At 52.6% G+C, this 13917-nt stretch carries 8 protein-coding genes; 4 read left to right on the top strand and 4 right to left on the bottom strand.

The annotated features are described in order from the left end of the window. A partial coding sequence (locus tag AC06ND_RS08750) for an asparagine synthase-related protein (RefSeq protein WP_475678600.1) occupies window positions 1-739 on the bottom strand: 739 nt, incomplete at its 3' end. 73 nt (window positions 740-812) lie between these two features. Further along, window positions 813-3002, bottom strand: a complete 2190-nt coding sequence (locus AC06ND_RS08745) for a glutamine synthetase III family protein (protein WP_475678599.1) — start codon at window positions 3000-3002, stop codon at window positions 813-815. Between the two features lie 629 nt (window positions 3003-3631). Here AC06ND_RS08745 and AC06ND_RS08740 point away from each other — a divergent pair. From AC06ND_RS08740 to AC06ND_RS08725, 4 genes are read left to right on the top strand one after another with little or no spacing between them, the layout of a single operon-like run. Next, window positions 3632-5419 carry an amidophosphoribosyltransferase gene (locus AC06ND_RS08740; protein ID WP_475678598.1) on the top strand — a complete coding sequence of 596 codons (1788 nt, stop codon included), beginning with the start codon at window positions 3632-3634 and terminating at the stop codon, window positions 5417-5419. A gap of 1 nt (window position 5420) precedes the next feature. Beyond that, window positions 5421-6518, top strand: coding sequence for a glutamine-hydrolyzing carbamoyl-phosphate synthase small subunit (gene carA / locus AC06ND_RS08735; RefSeq protein WP_475678597.1), 1098 nt, complete (start codon window positions 5421-5423; stop codon window positions 6516-6518). 2 nt (window positions 6519-6520) lie between these two features. Beyond that, complete coding sequence (carB, locus tag AC06ND_RS08730) at window positions 6521-9745, top strand: carbamoyl-phosphate synthase (glutamine-hydrolyzing) large subunit (protein WP_475678596.1); 3225 nt, start codon at window positions 6521-6523, stop codon at window positions 9743-9745. 20 nt (window positions 9746-9765) lie between these two features. After that, window positions 9766-11358 (top strand): CTP synthase, encoded by a 1593-nt coding sequence (locus tag AC06ND_RS08725; protein WP_475678595.1) that lies wholly within the window; start codon window positions 9766-9768, stop codon window positions 11356-11358. Window positions 11359-11468: 110 nt separating this feature from the next. Here AC06ND_RS08725 and AC06ND_RS08720 read toward each other — a convergent pair whose 3' ends face one another. Both AC06ND_RS08720 and AC06ND_RS08715 read right to left on the bottom strand, forming a co-directional pair. Further along, window positions 11469-12842: a TrpB-like pyridoxal phosphate-dependent enzyme gene (locus AC06ND_RS08720; RefSeq protein WP_475678594.1), complete on the bottom strand. Its 1374-nt coding sequence runs from the start codon at window positions 12840-12842 to the stop codon at window positions 11469-11471. A gap of 226 nt (window positions 12843-13068) precedes the next feature. Beyond that, the coding region (locus AC06ND_RS08715; RefSeq protein WP_475678593.1) for a carboxylesterase family protein at window positions 13069-13917 on the bottom strand (849 nt) is incomplete at its 5' end.

Here is a 13917-nt window from a genome sequence, read left to right as displayed (position 1 = left end):
CTATGGCGCTGGTCACGGAACTGTCGAGTCCACCGGAAAGAAGCACTCCGTAAGGCACGTCACACATGAGCTGGCGCTTCACTGCCGCCTCGAGAGAGGTCTTGAGCTCGCTAGGGAGCACATTGTTATCCTTCACGTTGTCATACTCGAACCAGTCTCTGGTCCACCATCTTCTCATCTTTCCTTCACGGCTGGAATAGCAGTGGCCTGGGAGGAAAGGCTCGTACTCGTCGCAGAAGCCTTCGAGAGCCTTGAGCTCGCTGGCTACATAGAGCTTGCCTTCCGAATCATGGCCGATATAGAGAGGAATGACTCCGATAGGGTCCCTGGCGATGAGATATTCATCCTTCTCCTCGTCATAGAGAGCGAAACCGAAGATACCGCTGAGGTCCTCGAGAAAGTCGATGCCCTTCTCCTGATAGAGCGCGAGGATCACCTCACAGTCGCTCTGGGTCTTGAACTCGTACTTTCCTGCAAGCTGCTCACGGATAGCCTTATGGTTATATATCTCACCATTCACCGCGAGGATGTGCTTTCCGTCCGGCGAGATGAGGGGCTGTCCTCCTGAGAGAGGGTCCACGATAGAGAGCCTCTCATGGGCAAGAATCGCACTTTTACCTACATAGATTCCGCTCCAGTCGGGTCCTCTGTGACGTATCTTCTGAGACATCTTGAGAGCCTTTGTCCTAAGCTGGGGGGTCTGTTCCTTAATATCGAATATTCCTACTATTCCACACATAGTCCTTATTGGTTTTAGAAGCAGGCCGCTCCGGTCCGCCAGAGCGGCCTGCAAGATCTGTTATCTGTTTAAATTATCGGATGAAAAGAAGTTCACGGTACTTAGGGAGAGGCCATGACTCGTCGTCGACGATGATCTCAAGCTTGTCCACATGGTACCTGATCGCCTCGAGAAGAGGAGCCACGGTATCGTGGTAAGCAATAGCCTTCTCGCGCTCAGACTCAATCTTGTTCGCAACCTTACGAGCCTCGATCATCTTGTCGACGTTCTCGATGATGAATGACTCATGCTCGCTGATCTTCTCGATGAGCTTCATGTTCTCGTGAGAGATATGGAGAGCCTTGACTTCAGGGAAGATTTCCATCACCTTGTGGACGTTGTCGATGAGCATGCTCTGATACCTGGTAACGACAGGGATGATATGGTTGAGACAGAGGTCGCCGAAGATACGGCTCTCGATCTGGATCTTCTTGGTATAGGTCTCCCACTTGATCTCGTTGCGGGCCTCAAGTTCATGGATGGTCATAACCTTGGTCTTCTCGAACATCTTCACTGAAGACTCCTTGAGGTAAGCGTCGAAGATAAGTGGTGCGGAGGTCTCGCAGTCGAGTCCCCTCTTCTGTGCCTCTTCCTTCCACTCGTCACCGTAACCGTTGCCGTTGAAGATGATAGGCTTGATGTACTTGATATCCTCGCGTACGATCTTGAGAATGGCGACTTCCTTGCTTTCACCTGCCTCGATGAGGGCGTCTACGCGTACCTTGAAGTCTGCGAGAGCCTCAGCAACTGCTGCATTTAGGGTAAGCATTGCGCTGGCGCAGTTTGCCTCTGAACCCACTGCTCTGAACTCGAAACGGTTTCCTGTGAATGCAAAAGGAGATGTCCTGTTTCGGTCAGTGTTGTCCCTGAGAAGAGATGGGATAGAAGGAAGGTCAAGGCTGAACGAAGTCTTGCCGGTAACCTTGAGAGCGTCCTCATCAGCCTTCTCCACATGCTCGAGCAGTGCAGTCACGGTCTTGCCGAGGAAAGAAGATATGATTGCCGGAGGTGCCTCGTTCGCGCCGAGACGATGTGCGTTGCTTGCAGACATGATGCTGGCCTTGAGAAGACCGTTGTGATCATATACGCCCTTGAGGGTCTCAGTAATGAAGGTAACGAAACGAAGGTTGTCCTCAACGGTCTTTCCAGGTGCATGAAGAAGCACGCCAGTGTCAGTTGAGAGTGACCAGTTGTTGTGCTTACCTGAACCATTGACGCCCTTGAAAGGCTTCTCGTGGAGAAGACAACGGAAACCATGCTTCCTTGCGACGCGCCTCATGATCGACATCATGAGCATATTGTGGTCCACTGCGAGGTTGGTCTCCTCGAATATAGGTGCGAGCTCGAACTGGTTAGGAGCGACCTCGTTGTGTCTTGTCTTGACTGGGATACCGAGCTTGAGTCCTTCGATCTCGATGTCCTTCATGAACTCCTCCACTCTCTCAGGAATGCTTCCGAAGTAGTGGTCATCCATCTGCTGGTTCTTTGCGGAATCATGTCCCATGAGGGTTCTACCGGTCATCACGAGGTCTGGGCGTGCTGCGTAGAGTGCCTCATCCACGAGGAAGTACTCCTGCTCCCAACCGAGGTTTGAAACGACCTTCTTCACCTCTGGATAGAAATACTGAGCCACAGCGGTAGCTGCCTTGTCTACGGCGTTGAGCGCCTTCTTGAGTGGAACCTTATAGTCGAGAGCCTCGCCCGTGTACGATACAAATATAGTAGGGATCATGAGAGTGTCACCGATGATGAACACAGGTGAGGTCGGATCCCATGCTGAGTAACCGCGAGCCTCGAAGGTAGAGCGAATACCACCAGAAGGGAAAGAGCTCGCATCTGGCTCCTGCTGGATGAGGATCTTACCGTCGAATTCCATGAGGACGCCGCCCTTGCCGTCATGCTCGATGAAGCCGTCGTGCTTCTCAGCCGTTCCTTCAGTCAATGGCTGGAACCAATGAGTATAATGAGTTACTCCGTGATCAAGGGCCCACTTCTTCATTCCGGCTGCTACTGCATCTGCGGTCTTCATGTCGAGAGACACACCATTGTCGATGCATGCGATGAGAGCCTTGAGTGAAGAAGGGTCAAGATACTTCTGCATCTTTGCCCTGTCGAACACTGATTCTGCGAAATAATCGGACGGAGCGACTTTTGGCACCTCGATTTTAAATTCCTTCCTGGTGAAAGCCTTGTTCACCACCTCAAATCTTAAAATACTGCTCATAACTGAAAGATTAATTTAAAAAAAGAGGCCATTCCCTTGGGAACGGCCTCAAATATGTTTCATGTTTTTTATTCGCCTTATATCGTGCTAGGCCGCGGGTGCACGACAAAAGTCAGAGCCTGCTGGTTCTGATTACCATTCTGGTTCTGATTATTCTTATTCTTAAGAATAAGGGTATGTAAAACTGCCTTAAACATGCCTAAATCAACGCTTTATCGTTGGGGTTTCTGATTACAAAAGTAAATAAAATTTTTAAAAAACAACATTTTTTGCTTGTTTTTTTCTGAGAATGATTAATTTTGCAGTCCGAAGGAATTACAGAAAACCCCTTAAGATTCCGACGGAGATGGATTATTTGTTTCATCATAAGATTACGCGTGCCACGGTACGCACTCTCGAACTCCTGGTTTCGATAAAGCAGGACGTTTCCTATCTCCATCGCTCTCAACCACCCAATCTATAGACCCGTCAGCTAACGTTGTCGTCACCGACTACCGACTGATGGGTTTTTTATTTCAAAGCTCGACAACAGCATGTTGGTCGGGTAGGGAAAGACGGACCATGTCCAAGGAAGACAAGGCATGGCCAAGGGAAAGAAGAAACAAGGACAAGCGCAAGACAAAGGATAGATGGAACCGATCAAACACGAATGCGGAGTAGCGATGATAAGGCTGCTCAAACCTCTTGAGTACTATGTCGAGAAATATGGTACCGACAGGTATGCTCTGAACAAGCTGTACCTGATGATGGAGAAGCAGCACAACCGCGGCCAGGAAGGTGCAGGTATGGCCTGTGTCAGACTCGGAGAACAGCCCGGACATGAGTACATGTACAGGGAGAAGGCCGAGGGCAAGGACGCGATCACCAAGATCTTCGCTGAGGCAAACCGACAGATTTCAGAGTGCAGCCCGGCAGACGGCAATCCCCCATTCATCGGTGAGCTCATGATGGGCCACCTCCGCTATTCGACCACTGGCAAGAGCGGACTCAAGTACGTCCATCCTTTCCTCCGCAGGAACAATTGGAAGGCAAAGAACCTCTGTCTCTGCGGCAACTTCAACATGACCAACATGGAGGAAGTTTTCGCGATGCTGACCAGGAGCGGCCAGCATCCAAGAATCTACTCCGACACATATATCCTGCTCGAAGCGATGGGACACAGGCTCGACCGCGAGTGCGAGCGCAACTATGAGGAAGCCAAGAAGCTCGGTCTCGAGGACCAGGCCATCACGGAGTACATTGAAACTCACGTGGACATGGGCAACGTGCTCCGCACCACCATGCCCCACTTTGACGGCGGCTATGTGATGTGCGGTATCACCGGCAGCGGAGAATTCTTCGCTATGAGGGACCCTAACGGCATCAGACCTGCCTTCTACTACCAGGACGACGAGATCATCGCCCTTGCCAGCGAACGTCCGGTGCTCCAGACCACCTTCGACCTCGAGTGTGAGCAGGTCACAGAGCTCGAACCTGGTCAGGCGCTCATCGTCAGCGGCGAAGGCAAGATGCACCTCGACCAGATAGTCCCAGCCGGAAAGAGGCTCGCCTGCAGCTTCGAGAGAATCTACTTCAGCCGTGGAAACGACAGGGACATCCACATCGAGAGGAAGAAACTCGGATACCAGCTCCGCGAGAGCATACTCAAGGCAATTGACAACGACCTCGAGCATACTGTCTTCACCTACATTCCGAACACTGCGGAGGTTGCTTACTACGGAATGGTGGAAAGCATGAGGGAGATCTTCCCTGCCGTAAGGTCCGAGAAGGTCGTATCGAAGGACATCAAGATGAGGACCTTCATCACGGAGGACAGCTCGAGGAACGACCTCGCCGCCCATGTATACGACATCACTTACGGTGTGCTCAACCCTGGTGTAGACTCTCTGGTGGTCATCGATGACAGCATCGTACGAGGCACCACCCTCAAGGAGAGCATTATCAGGATACTCGACCGCCTGCACCCAAAGAAGATCGTGCTCGTGAGCTCGTCTCCTCAGGTCCGCTACCCTGACTGCTACGGAATCGACATGTCTCACATGAACGAGTTCATCGCGTTCCGCGCGGCTATCGAACTGCTCAAGGGCGAAGGCAAGTCAGCGGTCATCGACGAGGTCTATCGCAAGTGCAAGGCCCAGGAGGAAGCTCCTGCAGCCCAGATAGAGAATCATGTGAAAGAAATATATGCACCATACACTGACGAACAGATCAGCGACAAGATGGTGCAGATGCTGAGGCCGAACGGAGTCAGCACGCCGATTGAGATAGTATACCAGACCATAGACGGTCTCCACAAGGCATGTCCGAACCACCTCGGAGACTGGTATTTCAGCGGCGACTACCCTACTCCTGGCGGATTCAGGATACTCAACTCAGCATTCATCGACTACTACGAAAAAGTATATGGAACTAAATAAGATGGAAAGGAAAGCAACTCTAAGACTAAGTGACGGAACCGAATTCCACGGCTACTCGTTCGGCTACGAGAAGTCTGTTGCCGGAGAGATCGTATTCAACACGGCGATGACAGGATATCCGGAGAGTCTCACTGACCCTTCGTACGAGGGTCAGATCATGGTGATGACCTACCCCTTGGTAGGCAACTACGGAGTGCCTTCGGACGGAGCCGAGGCAAACGGATTAAGCAGCTACATGGAGAGCAGCAGGATTCACGTATCCGGTATGGTGGTATGCGACTACAGCGAGGAGCACAGCCACTGGCTCAGCAATGAGTCACTCAGCGACTGGCTCAAGCGTGAGAAGGTGCCCGGAATCACCGGAATCGACACCCGCGAGCTCACCAAGATACTCAGGGAGAAGGGTGTGATGATGGGAAAGATACTCATCGAAGGCATGGACGAGGTCGCTGATGCTGAGTACGACGGAAAGAACTTCGTGGACATGGTCTCATGCAAGGAAATCATCTGCTACACCCCGGAGAACCCGATAGGAAAGAAAGTGGTCCTCATCGACTGCGGAGTGAAGGACAATATCATCAGATGCCTGATCAATCGCGGACTTGAGGTAGTAAGGGTCCCATGGAACCACGACTTCAGGGACATGGACTTCGACGGTCTCTTCCTCGGAAACGGACCTGGTAACCCTGACACCTGCGGAAAGACTGCTGAACACCTGCGTCTTTTCATGGAGAGCGAAATACACAACGGCGGAAGAGTACGTCCTATCATGGGAATATGCATGGGCAACCAGATGCTCGGAAAGGCCGCCGGAGCCAGCATCGTCAAGCTCAAGTACGGACACCGCAGCCACAATCAGCCTGTGCGCATGGTCGGAGAACCGAAGTGCTACATCACGACCCAGAACCACGGATACGCTGTCAATGCGAAGACCCTCGGCCCTAACTGGAAGGAGCTCTTCGTGAACATGAATGATGGTTCCAACGAGGGCATCAAGCATGTCAAACACCCATGGTTCTCTGTGCAGTTCCACCCGGAGGCCTGCGCCGGCCCTCTCGACACTGAATTCCTTTTCGATGAATTTGTAAAGACCCTGTAGCGATGATAGACAAGAAGATAAGCAAGGTTCTGCTCCTCGGATCAGGAGCACTCAAGATAGGTGAAGCCGGAGAGTTCGACTATTCTGGTTCACAGGCCCTCAAGGCACTTAGGGAGGAAGGTATCGAGACCATCCTCATCAATCCAAACATCGCTACCGTACAGACAAGCGAAGGCGTTGCCGACCAGATCTATTTCCTTCCTGTGACTCCTTACTTCGTGGAGAGGGTCATAGAGAAGGAGCGCCCACAAGGCATACTCCTCGCCTTCGGCGGTCAGACCGCTCTCAACTGCGGAGTCGAGCTCCACAAGAGCGGCGTGCTCGAGAAATACGGAGTCAAGGTGCTCGGAACCCCAGTCCAGGCCATCATCGACACCGAGGACAGGGAACTTTTCGTCGGCAAGCTTGACGAGATCGGAGTAAAGACCATCAAGAGCCACGCATGCGAGAACATCGAGCAGGCCCGCAAGGCTGCCCAGGACCTCGGATATCCAGTCATCCTCAGGGCAGCGTACGCTCTCGGAGGTCTCGGAAGTGGTTTCTGCGACAACGAGGAAGAGCTCAACACTCTCGCCGAGAAAGCGTTCAGCTTCTCTCCTCAGGTACTCGTCGAGAAGAGCCTTAAGGGATGGAAGGAAATTGAGTATGAGGTCGTACGCGACCGCTACGACAACTGTATCACCGTCTGTAACATGGAAAACTTCGACCCTCTCGGCATCCACACCGGAGAGAGTATAGTCATCGCTCCTTCGCAGACACTCAGCAACACAGACTACCACAAGCTCAGATCCCTGAGCATCAGCATCGTACGCCATATCGGAATAGTCGGAGAGTGTAATGTCCAGTACGCTTATGACCCTATGAGCGAAGACTACAGGGTCATCGAGGTAAATGCCCGTCTCTCACGCAGCTCTGCGCTCGCATCGAAGGCGACCGGCTACCCTCTCGCTTTCATCGCAGCGAAGCTCGGACTCGGATATGGTCTCTTCGAACTCAGCAACAGCGTCACCCGCACTACTCCTGCGTTCTTCGAGCCTGCGCTCGACTACGTGGTCTGCAAGATTCCTCGCTGGGATCTCGGCAAGTTCAGAGGCGTAGACCGTGAGCTCGGCAGCTCGATGAAGAGCGTCGGTGAGGTCATGGCAATCGGAAGAACCTTTGAGGAGGCGATCCAGAAGGGACTTCGTATGATAGGCCAGGGCATGCACGGATTCGTAGGCAACAAGGAACTCGAGCTGGACGACGTCGACAAGGCGCTCCGCTCTCCTACCGACAAGCGAATCTTCGCTATCGAGAAGGCCTTCGCAGCAGGATACGACGTAGACAGGATACACGACCTGACTAAGATCGACAAGTGGTTCCTCGAGAAGCTCAAGAAGATACACGACATATATAAGGAGCTCGGCAAGTACAATATCACCACCATCACAAAGGAGATGATGGTCAAGGCGAAGAAGTACGGATTCACCGATTTCCAGATTGCCCGCGGAATGAGAATGGAGCACGACACCGATCTCGAGGAGGCAATGTTCAACGTCCGTCAGGTAAGGAAAGCCATGGGCATACTCCCTTATGTGAAGCAGATAGACACACTCGCAGCGGAGTATCCAGCCAAGACGAACTACCTATACCTCACCTACAACGGAATCGCACATGACATCAATTTCGAGAAGGACGGCAAGAGCGTCATCGTGCTCGGCAGCGGCGCATACCGCATCGGATCGTCGGTAGAGTTCGACTGGTGTGGCGTACAGGCCCTTAACACCATCAGGAAGGAGGGATACCGCAGCATCATGGTGAACTATAACCCGGAGACCGTGTCCACGGACTACGACATCTGCGACAGGCTCTATTTCGACGAGCTTTCGAAGGAGCGCGTGCTCGACATCATCGACCTCGAGACTCCTCACGGCGTGATCGTCAGCACAGGCGGTCAGATACCGAACAACCTTGCGATGACCCTCGACGAGCAGAAGGTTCCAATCCTCGGCACCCAGGCGCGATACATCGACAATGCGGAAGACAGGGACAAGTTCTCGGCAATGCTCGACCGCATCGGCGTCGACCAGCCAGAATGGAGCGCGCTTACTTCAATGAAGGAAGTAAGGAAGTTCATCAAGAAGGTAGACTTCCCTGTCCTCGTACGTCCATCGTATGTGCTCAGCGGTGCGGCCATGAACGTATGTTCGAACATGGATGAGCTCGAGAAATTCCTCACCCTCGCAGCGAACGTCAGCCAGAAGCATCCTGTCGTGATCTCCAAGTTCATGCAGAACACCAAGGAGGTAGAGATGGATGCAGTGGCAAAGGACGGCGAAATCCTGGCCTATGCAATCTCCGAGCACATCGAGTATGCCGGAGTTCATTCCGGTGACGCTACCATCCAGTTCCCAGCGCAGAAGCTCTATGTCGAGACGGTAAGAAGGATCAAGAAGATCTCTGCGGAGATCGCCCGTGAGCTCCACATCTCGGGTCCGTTCAACATCCAGTATCTCGCGCGCGACAATGAGATAAAGGTAATCGAGTGTAACCTCCGCGCCAGCCGTTCGTTCCCATTCGTCAGCAAGATCTTGAAGATCAACCTCATAGACCTCGCCACCAAGGTGATGCTCGGCCGCCCTGTCACCAAGCCTGAGAAGTCGTTCTTCGATTTCGACTACGTCGGCATCAAGGCTTCGCAGTTCAGCTTCAACAGGCTCCAGAAGGCTGATCCTGTGCTCGGTGTCGACATGGCATCGACAGGAGAGGTTGGTTGCCTCGGAGACGACACCAACACTGCCCTCATGAAGGCAATGCTCGCAGTAGGTAACAGGATCCCGCAGAAGGGTGTGCTCCTCTCTACAGGCCAGACCAAGGACAAGGCAGCCATGCTCGACGCCGCCAAGATGCTCATCTCGAAGGGATATCAGATCTATGCGACCAAGGGAACAAGCCGCTTCCTCAAGGACAACAAGGTTCCGAACACCCTCGTCTACTGGCCTAGCGAGCCCGAGAAGACCCCACAGGCACTCGACCTTATGCACAGCCATGAGATCGACATGGTGGTGAACATTCCGAAGAACCTCACCGTCCATGAGCTCTCTAACGGATACAAGATCAGAAGGTCGGCAGTGGACCTCAACATTCCGTTGATCACCAACGCACGACTCGCAGCAGCATTCATCCAGTGCTTCTGTACCATCACGCCGGACGATCTTGCGATCAAGAGCTGGTCAGAATACAAATAGAAAAGAGAAGCATTCAGAATATGGAAACAAGATACATCTTCGTAACGGGCGGTGTGGTATCATCGCTGGGAAAGGGAATCATTTCGGCGTCGGTAGGAAAGCTCCTGCAGGCACGTGGATATAGGATTACAATCCAGAAGTTCGACCCATACATCAATATCGACCCTGGTACGCTCAACCCTTACGAGCATGGAGAGTGCTATGTGACCGAAGACGGAATGGAGACGGACCTGGACCTCGGACATTATGAGCGCTTCACCGGAATACGCACCACCCGCGGCAATTCCATCACCACCGGCCGTATCTACAAGGCCGTGATCGACAAGGAGCGTCGCGGTGACTACCTCGGCAAGACGATCCAGGTGGTACCTCATATCACAGACGAGATCAAGAGGAGGATGCTCAGGGTCGATGATCCTGTGAAATACGACTTCATCATCATCGAGGTCGGAGGTACCATCGGCGACATCGAGAGCGCGCCTTTCATGGAGGCGATACGTCAGCTCAGATGGGAACTCGGAAAGCGATGCATAAACCTGCACCTCACCTACATCCCGTATCTCAAGGCCGCAGGTGAACTCAAGACCAAGCCTACCCAGCATTCGGTCAAGGAACTTCAGGGAATGGGTATCCAGCCCGAGATTCTCGTGCTCCGCACCGAGGTTCATCTCGAAGACGGTCTGCTAAGGAAGGTGGCATCCTTCTGCAACGTGGACCAGGACTGCGTGATCCAGAGCGAGGACCTTCCGAGCATCTACGACGTTCCTATCAACATGCTCAATCAGGGACTCGACAAGGCCATACTCAGGAAGATGGACATTCCTGCCGCTGAGGAAACCGACATGCACGGTTGGTACGACTTCGTGGAGAGGATGCACAGTGCCAAGAAGCAGGTCAAGGTTGGCCTCGTGGGCAAATACGACCTCCAGGACGCCTATAAGAGCATCAGGGAGAGCCTCATCATCGCCGGAATCTACAACGGCTGTAAGGTCAAGGTGGAGTTCGTGAACAGCGAGAAGATCACCAAGGAGAACGTCGGCGACATGCTGTCCGAGCTGGACGGAATCGTCGTATGTCCAGGCTTCGGCACACGAGGCATCGAAGGTAAGATCATCGCCGCCGAATACACCAGGGTCAACGACATCCCTACCTTCGGCATCTGTCTCGGAATGCAGATGATGGTCATCAATTTCGCCCGCAACGTCCTCCACATGGAGGATGCGAACAGCAGGGAGTTCGACAACGACACCACCCACAACGTCATCGACATCATGGAAGACCAGAAGAACCTCACCGAGTTGGGAGGTACCATGAGGTTGGGTGCATACGCATGCGAGCTCAAGGAAGGCAGCCGGACAAGAGAGATCTACGGAGTTCCGCTCATCAAGGAGCGTCATCGCCACAGATATGAATTCAACAGCTCATTCATCGAGAAATTCGAAGCCGCAGGCATGAAGTGCGTCGGCACCAACCCTGAGACCGGCCTCGTCGAGGTCGTCGAAATCCCTGAACACAGGTGGTACATCGGAGGTCAGTTCCATCCGGAGTACTCGACTTCCGTGCTCAATCCGCACCCTCTGTTCATGTCGTTCGTGAAAACAATTTCAGAATAAGAGAAAAGAGAAGGCGAAAGCCTAATTTCTCCAACATAGTTCCAATACTAAAAAAGACTCCCGGTAGCTGTGAAGTTACCGGGAGTCAACCTTTAATATCGGATTGTAGATTATTCCTCTACCTTAGGAAGCATAGCGAAATACTTCTCGAGCTCCTCGTCTGTAGGAATCACGTCGTCCATTGTACCAGAGTTGTACCTCTCGTAAGCAACGAGGTCGAAGTAACCGGTACCTGAAAGGTTGAAGACGATGGTCTTAGCCTCGCCTGTCTCCTTGCACTTGAGAGCCTCGTCGATGGCGATCTTGATAGCGTGGCTGCTCTCAGGAGCTGGAAGGGTACCCTCAGCGCGAGCGAAGGTAACGGCTGCCTTGAACACCTCGGTCTGCTCGACTGCGCGGCACTCGAAGAGACCGTCATGGTAGAGCTGAGAAAGGATGGTGCTCATACCGTGGAAGCGGAGACCGCCAGCGTGGTTAGCTGAAGGGATGAACTGGCTACCGAGAGTGTACATCTTAGCGAGTGGGCAGATACGTCCTGTGTCGGCGAAGTCGTAAGCAAACTTACCCTTGGTGAAGCTTGGGCAAGATGCAGGCTCTGCAGCGATGATCTTGTAGTCTGCCTCTCCGCGGAGCATCTCACCGATGAAAGGAGTTGCGAAACCACCGAGGTTAGATCCACCACCGGTACATCCGATGAGGATGTCAGGCTTGTTGCCATACTTCTTGAGAGCGGTCTGTACCTCCTGGCCGATCACTGTCTGATGAAGGAGAACCTGGTTGAGCACAGAACCGAGAACATACCTGTAGCCCTCGTTGGTAACAGCAGCCTCAACAGCCTCAGAGATAGCGCAACCAAGGCTACCGGTGGTACCAGGATGCTCCTCGAGGATCTTGCGACCCACATTGGTAGTGTTGCTAGGTGAAGGAGTAACAGATGCACCGAAGGTACGCATCACCTCGCGACGGAAAGGCTTCTGCTCATAAGAGCACTTAACCATGAATACCTTGCAGTCGAGTCCGAAGTAGGTAGATGCCATGCTGAGTGCAGTACCCCACTGGCCAGCTCCGGTCTCCGTGGTCACACCCTTGAGGCCCTGCTTCTTTGCATAGTATGCCTGAGCAATTGCAGAGTTGAGCTTATGGCTACCTGAAGTGTTGTTTCCCTCGAACTTATAGTAGATCTTGGCTGGAGTGCCGAGAGCCTTCTCGAGGAAGTAAGCTCTTACGAGTGGTGAAGGACGATACATCTTGTAGAAAGAAAGTATCTCCTCTGGAATGTCGAAATACTTGGTGTCGTTGTCAAGCTCCTGCTTGTTGAGTTCCTCGCAGAAAATTGGATTGAGGTCCTCGAGAGTAAGCGGCTGGAGGGTACCTGGGTTGAGAAGTGGTGCAGGCTTAACCTTCATGTCAGCGCGGACATTGTACCACTGCTTTGGGAGTTCGTCCTCAGAGAGGTAGATCTTGTAAGGAATTTTCTCTTCCATTTCGATAAGTTATTAAGTTGTTATTATATAGTTGATAATTTATTTCACAAAAAATGGAGCTCAGTCGTATTACGTCTGAGCTCCATGTATGATTACATATTGGCTTAAACCCCCTACGACTACTTGAGTTGTAACAGACGCCACCACCAATAATTGTTGTTCCTTGTCTTCATGTAATGCAAATATCTTGATTCTCTTTCAAATAATCAAGAGTTACGGAAATTTTTTACTGAAGTTTGTTTGCTCTCGAAGCCCTGAAGTCATCAAGCTGACGGAAGCAGCATGCATTGATGATTTCCTGCAGCCTACGGTCGAAGTTGTTCTTGATCACGCACTCGTAATCATATACGAAGAGCTCGCCGTTCTCTGCGGTATACGGATGCCACTGTGGCTGTCCGGCGATGTTAGGGTCACCTGTCTTCGCGAAGTTAGCCCATGACTCGCTCATGATGTCTGCGAGCTTGAGGTCAGCTTCTGTAGGGTTCGGATTCTGGCCTGGAGCAAGGTGGAGAGTGTTGAAGCAGAACGCAAGTTCATTGCCGTGTACAGATGCGCCGCTGACAGGAGACTTCCAGTCGAACATGTACATCCATGTGTCAGCGCTCCTCTCCTTGGTGATTGCGTCTGCGCAGATGATGGTCTTAGGACGGAACATACGGTCCATGGACACGAGGTCCTTCGCGGTCCAGCCCGGGTAGGCCTTCTGGAACTCGGAGATGAGCTCATCGGTAAGATCGCCGAACACAGGCTCAAGCATAGGCTTCGCATCCTCGAATGAAAGTTCACCTTCCATGTTGTAGATAGCCCTCTGAAGCTCGTTGAAGGTGGTTCCTATCATGAGCGGAACATCAGACGAGATGGCTGCAAGATTGTCCTGGAAAGGCTGCTGGAGAAGAGTCTCCCCGTCTGGGACAGGGCCGAAGCCCCACATCATAGGAGTACCGGGAGTACGCCTTCCGATGCTGCTGGCCATAGCCCTCTGGCCAGCGTCATAGAGTTCACGATAAGGAACGTCAGCAATCTTGTCCACGTCCTCAGGAGCGATTCCGAGTTCCTCGAGCACTGCAGCTCCGAG

Source organism: Candidatus Cryptobacteroides sp. (assembly GCF_056207615.1).
Note: the sequence above shows the minus strand (reverse complement) of the source record. Positions and strands in the feature narration are given on the sequence as shown.